The following is a 20,020-nucleotide window of genomic DNA, read 5'->3' on the forward strand; positions in this document are numbered from 1 at the left end:
CAGACCGGCTCAGGAGTGCGATCGGCCGGCGCGCCGGCCTTCAGGCCTGCGCGGTGCCGTGCGGGCGGACCGAGGCGCGGACGGCGACGACGAGGAGAACGACGAGCCCGACGATGAGGAGGCCGTCGGCGGCGATGTAGAGGTAGTGCCAGGACGAGCCGCCGTCGTCGACGCCGGCGAGCACCATGTCCGTGCGCCGGTTGAGCAGCGGCCGGATGCCGGCGACCTTGATGAGCAGCACGGCGGTGAGCGCCCAGGTCAGTCCGCGCTGCACCGTGCCGACCCCGGCCCGCAGGGTCGCGAACAGGAGCACGAGGGCGAGGACGACCTCGACGGCGTTCATCGCGGTGAACACGAGCCTCCCGATCCCCAGGCCGAGCGGGATCGTGATGCCCGGCGCCTGGAACTTCAGCGGCGCCTCGAGCAGGGAGATGCCGATGAGCAGGCCGAGCCAGATCGCCGGCAGGACGATCCGCAGCCCGGCGCCGAGGCGCGTGTCCGGACGGGCCGCCCACCCGCCTCGGGCCGGGGCTGCGGGGGAGTCGTGGAGGCGGGGGTCGGAGGTCATGCCCCGCAGTGTACGCCCGCCCGACTGGGCGCCCCGCCGGCCGGCGCCTGCTCTCGCCCCGCAGCTCGCCCCACCCGGCCCGCCCTCTGCCGCTGGGGGCGACCTCGACCGTAGACTGGCCCCATGCGTCTCTTCACCCACGCCGATGTGGCGACGTTCGACCCCGCGAACCCCACCGCACGCGCGATCCTCGAATCGCAGGGGAAGATCCTCGCGGTCGGCAGCGTCCGCGAGCTGCGCGATCTCGCGAGCGACACGGTGCGCGTCGAGGAGATCGACTGCCGCGGCGCCACGATCATCCCCGGTCTCGTCGACGCGCACCTCCACGCCGGGATGTACGCCGACACCCTCGCCGACATCGACCTCCGCCGGGTCCGCTCCGAGCACGAGGCGATCGAGGCGGTCCGCGCCCACGCCCGCACCCTGCCCGAGGGCGTCTGGGTGACCGGCGGCCGCTGGGACTTCAACACCTGGGACCGGCCGGAGCAGCCCGACCGCACCCTCCTCGACGAGGCGTTCCCCGACCGGCCCGTGGCGCTCTGGACGATCGACTACCACACCCTGTGGTGCAACGGCGCGGCCCTGCGCGCCGCCGGGATCCACGACGACACCCCGAGCCCGCGCGGTGGGGAGATCGTCCGCGACGAGCACGGCCGCCCCACCGGCATCCTCCGCGAGGACGCCGCGACGCTCGTCGAGCGCATCATCCCCGTCCTCCCGCTCGAGGTCCGAGTCGACCGGCTGCGGAAGGCGCAGGACTCGTGGCTCGCCGAAGGCCTCACCGGCCTCCACGACATCGACGGCCAGGCCTCCCGGGAAACCTGGGAGGCGCTCCGCGCCACCGGCGAGCAGCGGCTGCGCGTCGTCAAGTACCTCCGGCTCGAGGAGTTCGACTGGGCCAAGCGCACCGGCTGGCGCACCGGCCGCGGCGACGACTGGTACGTCCAGGGCGGCCTCAAGCTGTTCTCCGACGGAGCGCTCGGCTCCCACACGAGCTACATGTCCTCGCCGTTCCCGCACGCCGCAGGCGAGGAGCCCAACCACGGCATCCAGATCGCCACCGAGGACGTGCTCCGCGGCCAGATCGCCGAGGCGCTCGACCGCGGGATCTCGCTGGCGATCCACGCGATCGGCGACCAGGCCAACCACCACGTGCTGTCCGCCCTGGCCGCGAACACCGAGCGCACCGTGCGGGCCGAGCGGAGCTTCGGGCGGGTGTTCCGCCACCGCATCGAGCACGCCCAGTTCATCCAGCCCGCCGATGTCGCCCGCTTCGCCGAGCTCGGCGTCGTCGCCTCGATGCAGCCGCGCCACTGCATCTCCGACCTCCACCTCCTCGACCGGCTGCGGCCCGACGAGTCCCTGGCCGCCTACGCCTGGGGCGATCTCGCCGCGGCCGGCGCGACGGTGGCGTTCGGCTCCGACGGGCCCGTCGAGCCGGCGAATCCCTTCGCCGCGATCTACGCCGCGATGACCCGCGCCGACATCTCCGGCGACCCGGCCACGACCTTTCAGCCCGAGCGCCGGATCAGCGCCTACGCCGCGATCGAGGCGCACTCGGCGGGCGCGGCCTACGCCGCCGGCCTGGAGACGCGCACCGGTCGGATCAGCGCCGGGATGGCCGCGGACTTCCTCGTCCTCGACCACGATCCGCTGCGCGGGGACGGCTACGACGGGATGACCGGCGAGGCCGCCTCGGAGCAGGCACTGTTCGAACACGCCGCGCGGGTGCGCGACACCCGGCCGCTCATGACGGTCGTCGGCGGGCAGGTCGCCCACAGCCGCTGAACCGCGCCCGCGGTTCCCCCCGGCCGCAGCTCCTTCCGGCCGCCGGCTGCGGAGTGTGGGGGATATGCACGAGTGTGGGGGCGTCGATGCACCTACTCTCCGCCGATACCACCACAGTCCGCTCCCGGCCGGCTGAGCGGGTGCTCCCCAGCGGCGGCCGGTGCTCCGCAGCTCCTTCCGGCCGCCCGGCCGGGCCGCTATGATGGACCCCACAGTTGAATAAGCCGTGATGACACGTGTCGGGAGAGCCGTGCGGTCGATGATCCGGAATCCCCGCCCTGCGCAGCAGGCGCGCGGCCCCGGTCCGAGGCCCACCGCGGCGCCGTAGGTGCAATTCCCTCCCCGGGAAACTCTCAGGCCCAGTACCGATGCGTGCAGGCGACTCTGGAAGAGCCGCGCCGTGGTCCCCGCAGACCGCTGGCGCGAGGTGCTGACAGAACGGGGAGGACCACCGTGCCCGACCCTGTGTCCGTCTCCCCGACGTGCACACCACCGTGAGGACTTCCATGACTGCTGGTTCCCTGGACCGCACCTCGACCCTGGCCCACACCTCGGCCCCCGCCGGCGACACCGTGCGCCCCTTCTCCGACCGCCACATCGGCCCGCGCGCCCCGCAGGTCGAGGAGATGCTCGCGGCCATCGGATACGACTCCCTCGAGGCGCTCGCCGCCGAGGCCGTGCCGGCCACGATCACCGAGGACGGCCCGCTCGCGCTCGCCCCGGCCTTCACCGAGGCCGAGGTGCTCACCCGCCTCAAAGAGATCGCGGCGAAGAACGTGCGCCGCGTGCAGATGATCGGGCAGGGCTACTCCGACACCATCACCCCGGCCGTGATCCGCCGCAACGTCGTGGAGAACCCCGCCTGGTACACCGCCTACACCCCGTACCAGCCGGAGATCAGCCAGGGCCGGCTCGAGGCGCTGCTGAACTTCCAGAACGTCGTCCAGGACCTCACCGGCCTCGACATCGCCAACGCCTCCCTCCTCGACGAGGCGACCGCCGTCGCCGAGGCGGTCCTCCTCATGCGCCGGGCGAACAAGAAGGGCTCGGTCGTCGTCCTCGACTCCGAGGTCCACCCGCAGACCATCGCCGTCGTCCGCGCCCGCGCCCGGGCGATGGACTTCGAGGTGCGGATCGCCGACCTGTCCCAGGGCCTCGCCGGCGAGGACGTGTTCGGCATCGTGTGCGCCCAGCCCGGCACCTCGGGCGCGGTGCGCTCCTTCGACGCCGCCGTCACCGGGGCGAAGGAGCGCGGCGCGCTGGTGACCTTCGCCGCCGACCTCCTCGCCCTCACCCTGCTGCAGGAGCCCGCCGCCCAGGGAGCGGACATCGCCGTCGGCTCCGCGCAGCGCTTCGGCGTGCCGCTGTTCTTCGGCGGGCCGCACGCCGGCTTCATGGCGGTGACCGAGAAGCTCAAGCGGATGCTGCCCGGCCGGCTCGTCGGCGTGTCCAAGGACGCCGACGGCAAGCCCGCCTATCGGCTCGCCCTGCAGACCCGCGAGCAGCACATCCGCCGCGAGAAGGCGACCTCGAACATCTGCACCGCGCAGGCGCTGCTCGCCGTGTGCGCGGCGATGTACGCCGTCTACCACGGCCCCACCGGGCTGACCCGGATCGCCTCGCGCATCCACCGACTCGCCCACGCCTTCGCCCAGCAGGTCGCCGCGGCGCCGGACACGGCGGTCGTCACCGAGGCCTTCTTCGACACCGTCACGCTGTCCGTCCCGGACCCGGTGGCAGCCGTCGCCGCCGCGGAGGCGTCCGGCATCAACATCCGTCGCTTCGACGCCGACCACGTGAGCGTGTCCTTCGGCGAGCCCCACACCGTCGTCGACGCCAACGCCCTGCTCGCCGCGCTCGGCGCCCCGGGTCGGATCGACGAGGCGGAGTTCGACACCGCCGGTCAGGGCACCTTCGGCCCCGGCCACGTCGCCGCCCCGCAGCTGCCCGAACCGCTCGTGCGGACCTCGGAGTTCCTCACCCACCCGGTGTTCAACTCGCACGGCTCGGAGACGATGATGATGCGCTACCTGCGCACGCTCGCCGACCGCGACCTCGCGCTCGACCGGACGATGATCCCGCTCGGCTCGTGCACGATGAAGCTCAACGCCGCGGTGGAGATGGAGGCCATCACCTGGCCCGAGTTCGCCACCATCCACCCCTTCGCCCCGGAGTCCCAGACCGCCGGCTGGCGCGAGCTCATCGCCGAGCTCGAGGACATGCTCGTCGAGGTCACCGGCTACGACCGGGTGTCCCTGCAGCCGAACGCCGGCTCGCAGGGCGAGCTCGCCGGCCTGCTCGCGATCCGCGGCTACCACCTCGCCAACGGCGAGCCCGCGCGCCGCATGTGCCTGGTGCCGGCCTCCGCCCACGGCACGAACGCCGCCTCCGCGGTGCTCGCCGGTCTCGACGTCGCCGTCGTCAAGACCGCCGAGGACGGCTCGATCGACCTCGACGACCTCGACGCGAAGATCGAGAAGCACCGCGACACCCTCGCCGGCATCATGATCACCTACCCGTCCACGCACGGCGTGTTCGAGGCCGACGTGCGCACGGTGTGCGAGAAGATCCACGACGCCGGCGGCCAGGTGTACCTCGACGGCGCGAACCTCAACGCGCTGCTCGGCCTCGCGAAGCCGGGCAAGTTCGGCGGCGACGTCTCCCACCTCAACCTCCATAAGACCTTCTGCATCCCGCACGGCGGCGGCGGCCCCGGGGTGGGCCCGGTGGCGGTGCGCGAGCACCTCGCCCCGTTCCTGCCCGGCGACCCCACCGACCCCGCGCTCGTCGCCGGGGACCCGGACACCGCGCACCTGCCGGTGAGCGCCTCGGTCCACGGCTCGGCCGGCGTGCTGCCGATCAGCTGGGCGTACCTGAAGCTCATGGGTCCCGACGGGCTGACCGAGGCGACGAAGACCGCGCTGCTCGGCGCGAACTACCTCGCCCGCGAGCTCGACGACTCCTTCCCGGTGCTCTACACCGGGGCGACCGGGCTCGTCGCTCACGAGTGCATCCTCGACCTGCGCGACATCACGGCGCGCACCGGGGTCACCGCCGAGGACGTCGCCAAGCGGCTCATCGACTACGGCTTCCACGCCCCCACGCTCGCCTTCCCGGTGGCCGGCACCCTCATGGTCGAGCCCACCGAGAGCGAGGACAAGGGCGAGCTCGACCGCTTCATCACCGCGATGCGCGCCATCCGCGCGGAGATCGACGCGATCGGCACCGACTACTCCTACGAGCAGTCACCGCTGAAGAACGCCCCCCACACCGCCACCTGCGTCATGGACGACTGGGACGCCGAGTACTCGCGGAGGACCGCGGTGTTCCCGGTGCGCGGCCTCGAGCTGACGAAGTACTTCCCGCCGGTGCGCCGCATCGACGGGGCCTACGGCGACCGCAACCTCGTGTGCTCCTGCCCGCCGCCGGAGGCGTTCGAGACCGCCGAGGAGCCCGCCGGGTCCGCCGGTGCCGCGGACTCGGGTTCCGCGACCGAGGCGCCCGCGACGGAGGGCTCCGCGGGTGAGCCCGCCACCAGCCCGGCCGATGTCGACGCCTCGGGCGACCGCACCGACGTCGCCGGCGGGGCCGGCGGCTCCGCCTCCACCGATCAGCAGACCGAGGGAGACCAGCGATGAGTGCCGACACCACGCAGCAGGCCGGGGAGCCGACCGGCCCGCGGCAGACCCCGCTCCATTCCGTCCACTCGGCCCTGGGGGCGAGCTTCACCGACTTCGGCGGCTGGGACATGCCGCTCAAGTACGGCTCCGAGCTCGCCGAGCACCGGGCGGTGCGCGACGCGGCCGGGATCTTCGACCTCTCCCACATGGGCGAGGTGCGGGTGACCGGCGCGGAGGCCGCGGCGTTCCTCGACTTCGCGCTGCTCGCGACGTACTCGACGATGAAGGTCGGCAAGGCGAAGTACGGCGTCATCGTCGACGAGTCCGCCGGCATCATCGACGACCTCATCACCTACCGGATGGCCGATGAGGAGTACCTCGTCGTGCCCAACGCCTCGAACACCCCGGCCGTCGCGGCCGCGCTCGCCGAGCGCGCCGAGCAGTTCCGGAGCGCAGGCACCGCGGACGCGGGATCGGTCGACCTCGAGGTCCGCGACGAGTCGGGCGACACCGCGCTCATCGCGGTGCAGGGGCCGGCCGCCGAGGCGATCCTGCTCGCCACCCAGGACGACGCCGGTGCCCGAGCCGGCATCGAGGACCTGAAGTACTACGCGTGGGCGCCGCTCACCGTGTCCGGCATCGACGTCATGCTCGCCCGCACCGGCTACACCGGGGAGGACGGCTTCGAGCTCTACCTGCCGAACGCCCAGGCCGTCAGCCTGTGGGAGGCGCTTACCGCCGCTGGGGAGGGCCACGGCCTCGTGCCCGCCGGGCTCGCCGCCCGCGATTCGCTGCGCCTCGAGGCCGGGATGCCGCTGTACGGCAACGAGCTCAGCCGGCAGACCACGCCCATCGACGCCGGCCTGGGCCGGATGGTCACCGCCGCGCTGAAGAACAAGAGCGAGTTCTGGGCCCGGGCCGCGCTCGAACAGCTCGCCGGCACGGAACCCGCCCGCGTGCTCGCCGGACTCACCTCCGAGGGGCGCCGCGCCGCCCGCGCCGGAGCCGTCGTCTCCGTCGACGGGAGCGAGGTGGGGACCGTGACCTCGGGCCAGCCCTCGCCGACGCTCGGCCACCCGATCGCGCTGGCCTACCTCGACTCCGCTGCCGCGGAGCCGGGCACCGCGGTGAGCGTCGACATCCGCGGCAAGGCGAACGACTTCACCGTCACCGCCCTGCCGTTCTACTCCCGCAAACAGGACTGACGCACCGGCCGGCCCGTCCGCGGGCCGGCCGGGTCGCCGGATGTCACCGGCTCGCCGGCGGCATCCGACGGTCGGCACCCGCACCCATCGCAATCGCACCGCCGAGGCCGCCTCGGCATCCACGAAAGGACACACCATGGCAGATCTGCCCGAGCTCCCGCAGGACTTCTCCTACTCCGCCGAGCACGAGTGGGTGAACGCGAGCGCCGGCGCCGTCACCGGCTCCACCGTCAAGGTCGGCATCACCGCCGTCGCCGCCGACGAGCTCGGCGAGATCGTGTTCGTCGACCTGCCCGCCGTGGGCGACACGATCACCGCCGGTGAGACCTGCGGCGAGGTCGAGTCGACGAAGTCGGTCTCCGACCTCTACTCGCCGGTGACCGGTGAGGTCGTCGCGGTCAACGAGGCCGCCTCCGACGACCCCGGCATCATCAACTCCGACCCCTATGGCGAGGGCTGGCTGTTCGAGGTGGCCGTGTCCGCGGCCGGCGAGCTCATGGACGCCGCCGCCTACGCCGAAGCCACCACCTGATCCGGGGCCGTCCCATGGCGATCAGCGTCTTCGACCTCTTCACCGTCGGCATCGGCCCGTCGAGCTCCCACACCGTGGGGCCGATGCGGGCGGCCGCGAGCTTCGCCGAGCTCATCGGCGAGCGGGTCGATGAGGTGGCCTCCCTCGAGGTCGACGTCTTCGGCTCGCTCGCCGCGACCGGCCGCGGCCACGGCACCTTCGACGCGATCCTGCTCGGCCTCGAAGGGGTGCAGTCGGATCTCGTCGAGCCCGATGAGATCGTCGAGCGCACCGAGAGGATGCGCAGCACCGGGTGCATCCGGCTGGCCGATGCGAAGGAGATCGCCTTCGGGATCGACGACCTGCGGCAGCGCCCGCTGACGATCCTCGAGCGCCATCCCAATGCGCTCGAGCTCCGCGCGCTCGACGCCGGCGGCGAGGAGATCGCCCACGAGACCTACTACTCCGTGGGCGGCGGCTTCGTCGTGTCCGCCACCGAGGACGCCGCGCTCGCGGCGGGTGGCGAGGCCGGGGCCGGAGCCGATGCTCGGGGCGGGGACAGCGCTTCCGATCCGTCCGCCATGGCCCAGCCGGCCGATGGCACGAGCCCGGCGGGTACCTCGGCCGCGGGATCCGGTGAGGCGGGATCCGGTGAGGCGGGATCCGGTGAGGCGGGATCCGGTGAGGCAGGAGGCGTGCCGTTCCCGTTCGAGACCGCCGCGGAGCTCCTCGAGATCTGCCGCCGCGAGGACCTGCGGATCTGGGAGGTCATGCTCGCCAACGAGAAGGTGAGCCGGGACGAGGACGAGATCCGGCGCGGGCTGCTCCACATCTACTCGGTGATGGACCAGTGCACGATGAACTCGCTCGACCGCTCCGGCTACCTGCCCGGCGGGCTCAAGGTGCGCCGCCGTGCCCACGACTGGTTCCTCCGGCTCAAGGCCGAGGACCCGGGCAAGGACCCCAAGTACTACCAGGAGTGGGTCAACCTCATCGCGCTCGCGGTCAACGAGGAGAACGCCTCGGGCGGGCGCGTGGTCACCGCGCCGACGAACGGGGCGGCCGGGATCATCCCCGCCGTCCTCTACTACGCGCTCAACTACGTCACCGAGGTTGTCGAGGGCGGACAGGCGGCGCGCGCCGACGCGATCGTCCGCTTCCTCCTCACCGCCGGTGCGATCGGCGTGCTCTACAAGGAGCGCGCCTCGATCTCCGGGGCCGAGGTCGGCTGCCAGGGTGAGGTCGGATCCGCCTCGTCGATGGCCGCCGGCGGTCTCGCCGAGGTGCTCGGCTGCTCGGTGCAGCAGGTGGAGAACGCCGCGGAGATCGCGATGGAGCACAACCTCGGCCTGACCTGCGACCCGATCGCCGGGCTCGTCCAGGTGCCGTGCATCGAGCGCAATGCGATCGCCTCGGGCAAGGCGATCAACGCCGCGAAGATGGCGCTGTGGGGCGATGGCGAGCACCGGGTGTCGCTCGACGAGGTCATCGCGACGATGCGAGCGACCGGGGCGGACATGAGCGACAAGTACAAGGAGACCGCGCTCGGCGGGCTCGCCGTCAACGTCGTCGAGTGCTGAGCGGGGGGCGCCTGGCCGCTCCCGGTGCACTGCAGTGCGGATACCGGTGAGTATCCGCACTGCAGTGCACCCGGAACCGACGAACCGCACTGAGGTGGCGCCGGAACGGCTGGGATAGCCGGGGTCGAGGTGCGGGCCGGCATCACTCGGTGGGCCGGCCGGCCTGCCAGTAGCCCTTGGAGAACACCGAGCGGCGGGTGAGCGCCGTGCGCGTGAGCAGCAGCCTGCGGATCCGCGCGACCCCGCCGCCCTCACCGCACAGCCACGCGCTCGTGAAGTCCGGGGCGCCCGCCGTGCTGCCCTCACCTGATCTTGCACCCGGCTCCGTGCCGTGGTCCGCTCCCGTCGCGAGCGCTTCGGAGATGGCCCCCGCGAGCAGATCGCCGGGTCGTGCGGACCCGCGCACCACCCAGGTGATGTCGATCGACTCCGGCCGGTCGGCGACGGAGTCCATGCTGTCGACCTCGACGAAGGCGCGGACCCGCGCGGCGTCGGGTGTGCCGGCCAGCTCCTCGGCGATGTGGGCCAGCGCCGGCAGCGCGGTCTCGTCCGCGGCGAGCAGCTGGGGACCCTCGGCGGGACGGCGGTACCCCGCCGAGCCCTCCTTGAGACCGACCTCGTCCCCGGGACGCGCCCGCAGTGCCCAGGCCGACCCCGGGCCTGCGTCCCCGTGCGTGACGACGTCGACGTCGATCTCCCCGCGCCCCGGCCGGTGCCGCCGCACGGTGTAGCAGCGGACGTCGGGTCGGATGTCTTCCGGGAGGTCGCGGACTGCGCGGGCGACCTGGAGGACCTCGGGAGCCGGCAGCGCGAGCGCGACCCCGGGGCGCGGCAGGATGAGTGCGAAGTACTCGTCGGGTCCGACGGGGACGAAGGTGCGCAGCGACTCCGCGGCCAGGGTGATCCGTCGGACGCGCGGGGCGACCTCGACGTTCGCCGTGACGGTGAGCCGGTGGAGGACGTACTCCTCGCGCGGCGGGGCGATCGCCATGAAGCGGCCGTAGACCGCGGTCGCTGCAGACAGGAGCGTCGAGCTCACGGTCCTCGGCGGGGGTGTCATCGCGGCGGGCTCCTCTGTGTTCGGCGGCACCCGGGATCGGGTTTCCGGAAATTAGGTTACACGAACATGCTCAAATGAGGTTAGCCTTATCGCATGACCATGCATGCCCCGTCCGCCGCGCCGACCGCGGCCGGCGGCCTCCCCATCCCGCCGCTGCGCACGAGCGTCCCGCTCCTCGGTAGCCTCTACACCGCCCAGTACGTCGGTGTCGGATTCATCTACTTCGGCCTCGTCGCGATCCTGCGGCGGCAGGGGATCGAGCTCGCGCAGCTCGCCGCGTTCCAGCTCATCGGCGCGGTGTGGGCGCTCAAGTTCCTCTGGGCGCCGCTCGTCGACGCTGTCGGACGCACCCGCACGGGGCACTACCGGAACTGGATCCTCGTCGTCCAGCCGCTGCTCGCGCTCAGCGTCCTCGCACTGCTCCTCATCCGCGAGCCCGCCACGCAGCTCGGGGCGCTCGGACTCATCATCGGCGCCTACGCATTCCTCAGCGCCACCCAGGACATCGCCGCAGACGCCCTCGCCGTGCGGATCGTCGACGCCCGCCACCGCGGGGTCGCCAACGGACTCGCCGGGGCGGGGTCGTGGCTCGGCAACATCCTCGGCGGCGGGCTCGTCGTCGTCATGTACGACGCGATCGGCTGGACGGCCGCGGTCGTCACGCTCACCGTGCTCACCCTCCTCCCGCTCGTCCTCGTGCTCCGGTTCGCGGAGCCTCTGCCGCGGGGGGCCGGGGTCCTGCCCCGTTCGGCGAGCTCCCACCCGCACTCCGCCGGGGCACCGGCCGGGTTCGCCGGCGCCGCCCACGGTCTGCGCGCCTCCGTGCGGGCGATGCGCTCGCTCTTCGCCCAGTCGGGCTGCCGCTTCTGGGCGCTCGCGGCGATGCCCGCCTTCCTCTGTGGGGTGACCGCGGCCTACGGCCTGCTCACCGTCGCGCTCGTCGACGCCGGCTGGTCACTCACCGCGATCGGCGTGCTCATGGGGATCGTGCTCGGCTTCCCCGCGATCGCCGCCTCGCTCGGCAGCGGGTGGCTCCTCGCCCGGTTCGGCCGCCGCACCATGATCCTCGCCACCGGAATCGCCGCCGCCGCTGCGACCCTCGGCCTGCTGCCGCTCATGGGCGGGGACGGTTCCCGGCTGGCCGTGGTCGCCGGGGTGTGCCTGTACGTCGCGGCGATGGCGGCGGCATCGACCGTCGTGTACACGGTGAACATGGACTACTCGCGGGTCGAATCCGCCGGCGTCGACTTCACCCTGCTCGCCTCGACCGCGATCCTCTTCAGCTATGTGTCCGGGGCGCTCATGACCTGGCTCGCCGGCAGCCTCGGGTACGTCCTCGTCACCGTCATCGCCAGCGGGCTCGCGCTCCTCGGCACCGGGCTCGCCGCCCTCCACGCCCAGCGGCACGGCGTGCGGGCCTTCGCTGCTGAGGAACGGGCACACTGAGCGCAGCGCGGCCGATCGAGCCCGGAATCGGGGTCTTCCCGGGTCACTGCAGTGCGGATACCGGTGAGTATCCGCACTGGAGTGCCCCCGAAGCCGACGGACCGCACTGGGGTGGCGCCGGAACGCCCCGGATAGCCGGGGCCGAGGTGCGGGCCGCGGCACTATCCCTCCGGCTCGTCCCCGGCACCGCCCTCAGCGGAGGACGAAGCCCGGGACCAGGGGGTCGGTGCGGTCGACGGTGAAGGTGTGCTCCCCGGTCCGGTGGGCGCTGCCGGTGACCTCGGGCACGATCGCCTCGAGCCCGTGCGCGCTGGTCTCCTCGAGGATGCGGCCGATGAACCGCGTGCCGACGACCGATTCGTGGACGAGCCGATTACCCAGGTGGAGCACGCCCTCGGCGGCGAGGGTCGCCATCCGTGCCGCGGTCCCCGAGCCGCACGGCGAGCGGTCCACCTGGCCGTCGGCGAACACCGTGACGTTGCGCTGCACCGGGCTGCCGTCGTCTTCGAGCCCCAGGTGCTCGACGAAGATCACCCCGTAGATGCCGCTGAGCCGCGCGTCCTCCGGGTGCCGAGCGAACTCCGTTCCTTCGAGCGCGGCCTTGATCTCCCGGCCGAGTGCGATGAACTCGGGCAGGTTCTCGGGGACCACGAGGAGCCCGAGCGCGGTCGCGTCGACGCTCGCGTAGAGCGCGCCGCCGCTGCTGATCGACACCGGCACCGTGCCGGCACCCGTGTGCACCTCGACGCCGGAGTGGAGGTGGACGCTCGGCACGTTGACGAACGCCGCCGAGGCGACCCGCCCATCCGCATCGGTGCTCACCCGGGCGGTGACCCGCCCGGACGGGACGTCGATGACGACGTCGGTGGTGCCGCCCGCTCCCACGGGCACCCGGCCGGTCTCCACCGCCCAGGTCCCGAGCGCGATCGTCCCGTGCCCGCACGCGATCGAGAACCCGTCCGCGTGCCAGAACAGCACGCCGAAGTGCGCGCCCGGGTCATCGGGTGCGGTGATGAAGCCGCCGTACATGTCGGCGTGGCCGCGCGGCTCCGAGCACAGCAGCCGGCGCAGCCCGTCGACCGCGGGGTCCGCCATCGCCTCGAGCCGCTTGTCCGCGACGGTGGGGGCGGAGAGGGGCGGGGTCTCCGCGACGATCCGGAACGGCTCCCCGGCGGTGTGGTAGTCGGTGGTGCGGATCGGTTCGGACAGGGTGGGGTTCGGCACGTCGGTGTGCTCCTCTGCGGCGGTGGGTGGCGAGCGGATGCGTTCTCCGGCTCCACCCCGATTGTTGCAGGCGCGGGGCGCGCACCGTGACCGACGGAACTGTGGAGCCCCCTGTTCACGATACCCCTAGGGGGTATAAGATCGAAGGGCGAAGTCACCCGACACGATCGAGGAGTTCACATGAGTTCTTCGGACGCCCGTCACCAGGACGCCCACGCCGCGCACGAGGAGCATTCCGACCGCCACGGCCATCCCAGTCGCGGCCATTCCGGTCACGGAGATCACTCCGGTCACAGCGGCCACTCCGACCACGGCGGCCACTCGGGCCACGGCGGTGGACACGGGGATCACGCCGCCATGTTCAGGACCCGGTTCTGGCTGAGCCTGGTGCTGGCACTCCCCGTCATGGCCTTCAGCCCGATGTTCGTCGGGTTCTTCAGTCTGTCCGTGCCCGAGTTCCCCGGTGCCCACTGGGTCGCCCCGGTGCTCGGCACGGTGATCTACCTCTACGGCGGGATGCCCTTCCTGACCGGCGGGATCTCCGAGCTCCGGTCCCGCAGGCCCGGGATGATGCTCCTCATCGCGATGGCGATCACCGTCGCCTTCGTCGCCTCGTGGATCACCAGCCTCGGGGTCGGCGGCTTCCAGCTCGACTTCTGGTGGGAGCTCGCCCTGCTCGTCGTCATCATGCTGCTCGGCCACTGGATGGAGATGCGGGCGCTCGGGGCGGCGTCGGGCGCACTCGATGCGCTCGCCGAGCTCCTGCCCGACGACGCCGAGAAGGTCGTCGACGGCGGGACCGTCACCGTGGCCGTCGCCGAGCTCGCCGCCGGTGACACCGTCCTCGTGCGCTCCGGTGGGCGCGTCCCGGCCGACGGTCGGATCGTCGACGGCCATGCCGAGTTCGATGAATCGATGATCACCGGAGAATCCAGGACCGTGCCGCGCGCCGCGGGGGACACCGTCGTCGCCGGCACCGTCGCGGTCGACGATTCCGTGCGCATCGAGGTCGAGGCGACCGGGGACGACACCGCGCTCGCCGGGATCCAGCGGCTCGTCTCCGAGGCGCAGGACTCCTCCTCCCGCGCCCAGGCGCTCGCCGACCGGGCGGCCGCGCTGCTGTTCTGGTTCGCGCTCGGCGCCGGGATCATCACCTTCCTCGTCTGGCTGCTCATCGGCTTCCCGGACGAGGCGGTCGTCCGCACGGTCACCGTGCTCGTCATCGCCTGCCCGCATGCCCTCGGCCTCGCCATCCCGCTCGTCATCGCGATCTCGACCGAGCGCGCCGCGAGCGCCGGGGTGCTCATCAAGGACCGGATCGCCCTCGAGCGGATGCGGTCGATCGACACCGTGCTGTTCGACAAGACCGGCACCCTGACCCGGGGTGCGCACACCGTGGCGGCGGTCGCCTCCGTCGACGACCTCGACGACGGGCGGGTCCTCGCCCTGGCCGCCGCGGCCGAGGCGCGCAGCGAGCACCCGGTCGCCCGCGCCATCACCGCCGCAGCCGCCGAATACGACGATGCCGCCGGGCACCCGCTGACCGGCAACGACTTCTCGTCGGCTGCAGGGCGCGGGGTCCGCGCCCAGGTCGACGGGACCGAGGTCGCGGTTGGGGGACCGAACCTGCTCGAGGAGATGTCGCTCGAGTCGCCGTCGGAGCTCGCCGACCGGATCGAGGAGTGGACCGGGCGCGGAGCGAGCATCGTCCACGTCATCGCCGACGACCGCGTCATCGGCGCCGTCGCCCTCGAGGACGCCGTCCGGCCCGAATCGCAGGCCGCGGTGAAGGCGCTCCGGGACCGTGGGGTCCAGGTCGCTCTCATCACCGGCGACGCCCGACAGGTCGCCGAGGCCGTCGGCCGGGAACTCGGCATCGACGAGGTGTTCGCCGACGTCCTCCCGCACGACAAGGATTCCGCAGTGGCGGATCTCCAGGGCCGGGGGCGGTCCGTCGCCATGGTCGGCGACGGGGTCAATGATGCGCCGGCGCTCGCCCGCGCCGACGTCGGGATCGCGATCGGTGCCGGAACCGACGTCGCGATGGAGTCCGCGGGCGTGGTGCTCGCGGGCAACGACCCGCGGGCCGTGCTCTCGATGATCGACCTGTCCCGCGCGAGCTACCGGAAGATGATGCAGAACCTCGTGTGGGCCGCCGGCTACAACGTGCTCGCCGTCCCGCTCGCCGCCGGTGTCCTCGCGCCCCTCGGCTTCGTGCTCTCCCCGGCCGTCGGCGCGATCCTCATGTCGCTCTCGACGATCATCGTCGCCCTCAACGCGCAGCTGCTGCGCCGGACCGAGCTCGATCCGCAGAACCTCGCGCCGATCGCCGAGCAGGACGATGCCTCACGCCGGGAGACCGCGGGGGCTGCGGAGCGCGGATGAGCAGCCGAGCGTGCTCCGGCGCCTCGGCGTGCGCGGTCGCGCTCCGTCGCTCCTCTCGTCAGCGGCTCAGAAGGTCTTGGCGTCGATGACGAACCGGTAGCGCACGGCGGAGTCGACCACCCGGTCGTAGGCGTCGTTGATGGCGTCCGCCTCGATGAGCTCGATCTCCGCGGTGATCCCGTGCTCGGCGCAGAAGTCGATCATCTCCTGCGTCTCGCGGATGCCGCCGATGTTCGAGCCGGCGACCGTGTGCCGACCGCCGATGAGCAGTCCCGGCTGCACCGACAGGGGTGCCGGCGGCAGGCCGAGGAGGACGAAGGCGCCCTCGGGGCGGAGCATCTTGAGGTAGGTGTCGGTGTCGAGCGGGACGGAGACGGTGTTGAGGATGAGGTCGAACTCGCCCCGGTGGGCGCGGTGGAAGCCGTCCTCGGCGGTGGAGACGTAGTCCGCTGCACCGAACCTGCGGCCGTCGGCCTCCTTCGCCAGCGAGTGCGAGAACACCGTCACCCGGGCGCCCATCGCGGCGGCGAGCTTGACCGCGACGTGCCCGAGCCCGCCGAGGCCGACGACGGCGACGTGCGAGCCGGGCCCGGCCTGCCACTTGCGCAGCGGGGAGTAGGTGGTGATGCCCGCGCACAGCAGCGGGGTGGCTGCGGCCGGGTCGAGTGACTCGGGGATGCGGATGAGGAAGCGGCGGCTGACAGGGATGTGGGTGGCATAGCCGCCCTGCGTCACCGAGCCGTCGACCCGGTCGGTGCTGTTGTACGTGCCCACGGAGCCGGTCTCGCAGTAGTGCTCGTTGCCCGCCGCGCACTGCGCGCACTCGCCGCAGGAGTCGACGAGGCAGCCCACGCCCACCCGGTCGCCGAGCGCGAAGTCGGTGACCGCGGAGCCGAGCGCGGAGATCCGGCCGACGATCTCGTGGCCGGGCGTCATCGGGTAGCGGCAGCCGCCCCACTCGTCGCGCACCGTGTGGATGTCGGAGTGGCAGATCCCGGCGAACTCGATCTCGATCATCACGTCGTCGGCCCGCAGCTCGCGGCGGTCGAGGGTGCCCTTGGTCAGGGGCTGGTCGGGGGCGGTGGCCTGGTAGCACGCAACAGCAGTCATGCGCAGAAGTCTATGCTTCACCCCGGGGCTTGTGCTCCGGGTCACTCAAAGGTATGTTGGGCAAGCCTTTGAAGATCGAGACCCGAGCAGGACGATCGTCCTGGTGAGACAGGTCGAGCTGGCGCGGGCACCGGCGCCGCGGGGCGCCTCGGGTGCGGTGCGCGGGCCGACCGCAGAGCGAGGAGAACGCACGTGGCCGAGTTGAAGAAATCCCTGGGAGTGTTCCAGCTCCTCGCCTTCGGGGTCGCCGGAGTGGTGGGGTCGAGCTGGATCTACACGAACTCGACGCTGTTCGACTCCTACGGCTCCGGCGGCGTGGTGTTCGGCCTGGCGATCGGCGTGCTGCTCGCGACCTGCGTGGCGCTCGCCTACTCGGAGCTCACGACCGCGTTCCCGCGCGCCGGCGGCGAGGTCGTCTACTCCTACACCTCGATGGGCCGCGGGCCGGCGTTCTTCACCGGCTGGATGCTGCTCGGCGCCTACGTGTCCTCGCTCGCGTTCTACGTCACCGCGTTCGGGTACCTGCTTGGCAACTTCTTCCCCGTGTTCAACACGATCCCGCTCTATACGATCAACGGGGAGACGGTGTACCTCCCCGTCCTCCTCGTCGGCGTCGTGCTCACCGTGCTGTTCTTCGCGCTCAACTGGTTCGGCATCGAGGTCGGGGCGCAGGTGCAGCTCGCGCTGTTCGTCGCGATCATCGTCATCGGCGCCGCGCTCGTCGTCGTCGGCTTCACCACCGGCTCGCCGGACAACTTCTTCCCCGCCTACCACCCGGAGAACTCGGCGATCGCCGACACGCTGCGCTTCGTGGTCCCGAGCATGACCTTCCTCGCCGGCTTCGGCCTCGTCGCGGTGCTCGCCGAGGACGCCCGGATCTCCGCCCGAAAGATCGGCCGCACGGTCGTCATCACCGTGCTCGGCGCCGGCGGCTTCTACTGCCTCGTGCTCGCCGCCACCGCCTGGGTGCACCCATGGGAGGAGATCGCCGCTATGGACCTCGGCACGGTCTCCGCCTTCGACGCCGCCGGCTTCCCGCTGCTCGGGATCGGCGCGTACCTCATCGCCTTCCTCGGCCTGCTCACGAGCTTCCTCGGCCTGTTCGTCGCGAGCTCGCGGATCCTCGTCGCGATGGGCCGGGCGAACCTCCTGCCCGCGCAGCTCGCCGCGATCCACCCGAAGCGCCGCATCCCGCACATCAGCCTGATCTTCACCGCCGCCGTCACCCTGGGCCTCGGCTGGCTGGGCCCGGGCGCGGTCGTGTGGTTCCTCGACACCGGCGGCGTGTACCTGGGCATCGTGTGGTGCATGGTCGTGATCGCGAAGTACCTCCTGCCGCGCCGCTATCCCGAGCTCGAGCGCCCCTACGTGTCGCGCCTGTGGTTCCTGCCCGCGGTCGGCGCGATCGGCGCGCTGCTCGTCATCGTCTGGGCGATCGTGCCCGGCACCGGCGCCTCGCTCGTGTGGCCGGCGGAGTACATCATCCTCGGCGTGTGGATGGTGCTCGGCATCGTCCTCTACGCCGTGTCCCGCGCCAAGCCGCGCACCGAGGCGCTCCGCGCGCTGCTCGGCGACTCCTACGAGCACCTCCACCGCCACGAGGTCGAGGCGCAGCGACGGGAGTCGGAGTGAGCGCGGGGGAGAGCCTGACCGCAGCCGAGGCGGCCGGCGCCGTGCCCGGTGCCGGTCCGGGAGCCGGTACCGAGGCGCGGGCATGCGCCGCCGTGCGCGCCCACCTCGCCGAGGCGTTCGCCGCGCATCCGGCGCCCGAGGTTGCCTGGGGGCTCGTGCTCGACGGCCGGCTGGTCGACGGGGAGAACCTCGACCGGGCGTTCCGCATCGCCTCGATGACGAAGTCCTTCACCGCGGCCGCGGTGCTGGGGATCCGGTACGGGGCGATCCCCGCCCACCGGCGCCTCGACCTCGACGATCCGATTGCCGAGTTCGTGCCGGAGGCGAGTGCCCCGATCCGTGCGATCACCGTCCGCGACGCGCTGACCATGGCCGGCGGCCTGCCCACCGACGACCCCTGGGCGGACCGGCTCGAGGCGATGACCGCAGCAGAATTCAGCGAGCTCGTCACCCGGTCGCCGCTGCGGCGGTTCGCCGCCGGCACCGGGTACGAGTACTCGAACCTCGGGTACGCGCTGCTCGGGCGGGTCATCGAGGAGGCGACCGGCCGGCCCTACACCGAGGTCGTCGCCGAGGAGATCCTCGGGCCGCTGGGCCTGGAGTCTTCCGGGTTCGACGTCGCCGCGCTCCCTCCAGCGGCGGTCGTGCCCGGGTTCCGGCGGACTGCGGACGGCGGCCTCGAGGATCTCGTCCCGACGCGGCCCGGCGCCTTCTCCGCGATCGGCGGACTGTGGTCGACGGTGCCGGACATCGCGGCCTGGATCGGCAGGCTGCTCGACGTGAGAGCGCTCGAGACCGCCGCAGGCCCTGCGAAGGAGTCGGGCGATGGCGCGGGGGCCGACCCGTGGGCGCGCCCCCTGCGCGACCTCCAGCAGCCGCAGCGCTTCATCGGGATCGATGCCTCCGCCGGGGGGCCGTCGGCGAACTCCTACGGCTGCGGCCTCCACTCCTCGACCGACCCGGTGTTCGGCGAGTTCGTCCACCACTCCGGCGGGTACCCCGGCTTCGGCTCGCACATGCGCTGGCACCCGGCCACGCGCTCCGCCGTCATCGTGTTCGGCGATATCACCTACTTCCCGGCCCGCACGATCGCCACCGGCGCCGCCGAGGCGTGCGTCACCGCACTCGGCTGCGACCGCGACCCTGCCGGGCGGCCGGGGGCAGCGGTGTCCGCCGCAGCCGAAGCCGGTGCCGTGACGGGGGAGAACGTCGAGCCGGCGGTGACCGCCGAGGCCGAGCAGCGGACGGCGGCACCCACGGGCGAGCGGCCGACGCCGTCGAGCGAGCCGCTCGTCGAGCGTCTCGGCATCGAGCTGCCGGTCGCCGCGGAGTCCCGCCGTGTCGCGGAGCGGGTCGAGCGGCTCCTCCGGACCTGGGACGACGCCGAGGCGGATGCGCTGTTCAGCCCGAACATGGACCTGGACGTGCCGCGGGCGGAGAGGCGCGCGGTCCTCGACGCCGTGCTCGCCGCCACGGGCGAGGCCGGCGCCGAGGTGGGCGGACCGGTGACGGGTGGTTCCGACTCAGCCGGATCCTGCTCAGGCACCGCCGATGCAGCGGGGGAGTCCCCTGCCGTGCCGGAACCGGCGACCCAGCATAGGCACGGTGCCGGAGAGGGCGCCTCGGCGGGGGTGCCGGATGTGGTGTGGCGGAGCCCCACCCGGGCGCGCTGGACGGTGCATGGACCAGATGCAACCCGCACGGTCGCTCTCGAGCTCAACCCCTTCGGGCAGGTGCAGAAGCTCACGGTCGAGGCGCAGGGCGGGGCCGCGCAGCCAGCACTGCACCGGTGAGAGACGATCAGCGGCGGCTGCGCTGAGCCATCGAGCCGTCAGGTATGCTCGCGCCCTTCCGTCGACCTGTCACTCCGGCTCGATCTCAGCGGGGATTC

General features: G+C 72.5%; 12 protein-coding genes, 1 pseudogene and 1 riboswitch. Of the genes and pseudogenes, 9 read left to right on the top strand and 4 right to left on the bottom strand.

Going from position 1 to position 20,020, the window contains the following annotated elements:
- Nucleotides 1-40: 40 nt before the first annotated feature.
- Nucleotides 41-568, bottom strand: a complete 528-nt coding sequence (locus MTQ12_RS09535; protein WP_247618408.1) for a hypothetical protein — start codon at nucleotides 566-568, stop codon at nucleotides 41-43.
- Nucleotides 569-691: 123 nt separating this feature from the next.
- On the opposite strand from MTQ12_RS09535, the gene MTQ12_RS09540 reads away from it, so the two are divergent.
- The 5 genes from MTQ12_RS09540 to MTQ12_RS09560 all read left to right on the top strand — a co-directional run bounded on the left by MTQ12_RS09540 (nucleotide 692) and on the right by MTQ12_RS09560 (nucleotide 9,272).
- A complete protein-coding gene (locus tag MTQ12_RS09540; protein ID WP_247618409.1) occupies nucleotides 692-2,356 on the top strand; it encodes an amidohydrolase in 1,665 nt (554 codons plus the stop codon).
- 230 nt (nucleotides 2,357-2,586) lie between these two features.
- Nucleotides 2,587-2,734, top strand: a riboswitch (glycine riboswitch).
- Nucleotides 2,735-2,862: 128 nt separating this feature from the next.
- The gene (gene gcvP, locus MTQ12_RS09545; protein WP_247618410.1) at nucleotides 2,863-5,994 is read left to right on the top strand and encodes an aminomethyl-transferring glycine dehydrogenase; all 3,132 of its coding nucleotides are present in this window, start codon (nucleotides 2,863-2,865) and stop codon (nucleotides 5,992-5,994) included.
- Entirely contained in the window at nucleotides 5,991-7,181 is a 1,191-nt protein-coding gene (gene gcvT / locus MTQ12_RS09550; RefSeq protein ID WP_247618411.1) for a glycine cleavage system aminomethyltransferase GcvT, read from the top strand. Before gcvP ends, gcvT begins: the two co-directional genes overlap by 4 nt.
- A gap of 136 nt (nucleotides 7,182-7,317) precedes the next feature.
- Entirely contained in the window at nucleotides 7,318-7,713 is a 396-nt protein-coding gene (gene gcvH / locus MTQ12_RS09555; RefSeq protein ID WP_247618412.1) for a glycine cleavage system protein GcvH, read from the top strand.
- Between the two features lie 14 nt (nucleotides 7,714-7,727).
- On the top strand, nucleotides 7,728-9,272 hold the full coding sequence (locus tag MTQ12_RS09560) for an L-serine ammonia-lyase (protein WP_247618413.1): 1,545 nt from the start codon (nucleotides 7,728-7,730) through the stop codon (nucleotides 9,270-9,272).
- A gap of 142 nt (nucleotides 9,273-9,414) precedes the next feature.
- On the opposite strand, the gene MTQ12_RS09565 is transcribed toward MTQ12_RS09560, so the two are convergent.
- The gene (locus MTQ12_RS09565; RefSeq protein WP_247618414.1) at nucleotides 9,415-10,332 is read right to left on the bottom strand and encodes a siderophore-interacting protein; all 918 of its coding nucleotides are present in this window, start codon (nucleotides 10,330-10,332) and stop codon (nucleotides 9,415-9,417) included.
- A gap of 93 nt (nucleotides 10,333-10,425) precedes the next feature.
- On the opposite strand from MTQ12_RS09565, the gene MTQ12_RS09570 reads away from it, so the two are divergent.
- Entirely contained in the window at nucleotides 10,426-11,778 is a 1,353-nt protein-coding gene (locus tag MTQ12_RS09570) for an MFS transporter (protein WP_247618415.1), read from the top strand.
- 192 nt (nucleotides 11,779-11,970) lie between these two features.
- On the opposite strand, the gene MTQ12_RS09575 is transcribed toward MTQ12_RS09570, so the two are convergent.
- Nucleotides 11,971-13,002 carry a proline racemase family protein gene (locus MTQ12_RS09575; protein WP_247618416.1) on the bottom strand — a complete coding sequence of 344 codons (1,032 nt, stop codon included), beginning with the start codon at nucleotides 13,000-13,002 and terminating at the stop codon, nucleotides 11,971-11,973.
- 354 nt (nucleotides 13,003-13,356) lie between these two features.
- Between MTQ12_RS09575 and MTQ12_RS09580 the strand changes: the two are divergent.
- Nucleotides 13,357-15,387 (top strand): annotated as a pseudogene (locus MTQ12_RS09580) (heavy metal translocating P-type ATPase); the annotation flags it as partial.
- Nucleotides 15,388-15,453: 66 nt separating this feature from the next.
- On the opposite strand, the gene MTQ12_RS09585 reads toward MTQ12_RS09580, so the two are convergent.
- Nucleotides 15,454-16,497, bottom strand: a complete 1,044-nt coding sequence (locus tag MTQ12_RS09585) for an NAD(P)-dependent alcohol dehydrogenase (protein WP_247618417.1) — start codon at nucleotides 16,495-16,497, stop codon at nucleotides 15,454-15,456.
- 192 nt (nucleotides 16,498-16,689) lie between these two features.
- Between MTQ12_RS09585 and MTQ12_RS09590 the strand changes: the two genes are divergently transcribed.
- Entirely contained in the window at nucleotides 16,690-18,129 is a 1,440-nt protein-coding gene (locus MTQ12_RS09590; RefSeq protein ID WP_137318331.1) for an APC family permease, read from the top strand.
- The gene (locus MTQ12_RS09595; RefSeq protein ID WP_247618418.1) at nucleotides 18,126-19,922 is read left to right on the top strand and encodes a serine hydrolase domain-containing protein; all 1,797 of its coding nucleotides are present in this window, start codon (nucleotides 18,126-18,128) and stop codon (nucleotides 19,920-19,922) included. The genes MTQ12_RS09590 and MTQ12_RS09595 overlap by 4 nt, the downstream gene beginning before the upstream one ends.
- The last annotated feature ends 98 nt before the right edge of the window (nucleotides 19,923-20,020 follow it).

This window comes from Brevibacterium sp. R8603A2, assembly GCF_023072605.1.
GTDB lineage: Bacteria > Actinomycetota > Actinomycetes > Actinomycetales > Brevibacteriaceae > Brevibacterium > Brevibacterium pityocampae.

Coding starts and splice junctions, on each gene's coding strand:
- MTQ12_RS09540 (WP_247618409.1), top strand. CDS start 692: ATGCGTCTCTTCACCCACGCCGATGTGGCGACGTTCGACCCCGCGAAC.
- gcvH (WP_247618412.1), top strand. CDS start 7,318: ATGGCAGATCTGCCCGAGCTCCCGCAGGACTTCTCCTACTCCGCCGAG.
- MTQ12_RS09585 (WP_247618417.1), bottom strand. CDS start 16,497: ATGACTGCTGTTGCGTGCTACCAGGCCACCGCCCCCGACCAGCCCCTG.
- gcvT (WP_247618411.1), top strand. CDS start 5,991: ATGAGTGCCGACACCACGCAGCAGGCCGGGGAGCCGACCGGCCCGCGG.
- gcvP (WP_247618410.1), top strand. CDS start 2,863: ATGACTGCTGGTTCCCTGGACCGCACCTCGACCCTGGCCCACACCTCG.
- MTQ12_RS09535 (WP_247618408.1), bottom strand. CDS start 568: ATGACCTCCGACCCCCGCCTCCACGACTCCCCCGCAGCCCCGGCCCGA.
- MTQ12_RS09570 (WP_247618415.1), top strand. CDS start 10,426: ATGACCATGCATGCCCCGTCCGCCGCGCCGACCGCGGCCGGCGGCCTC.
- MTQ12_RS09560 (WP_247618413.1), top strand. CDS start 7,728: ATGGCGATCAGCGTCTTCGACCTCTTCACCGTCGGCATCGGCCCGTCG.
- MTQ12_RS09565 (WP_247618414.1), bottom strand. CDS start 10,332: ATGACACCCCCGCCGAGGACCGTGAGCTCGACGCTCCTGTCTGCAGCG.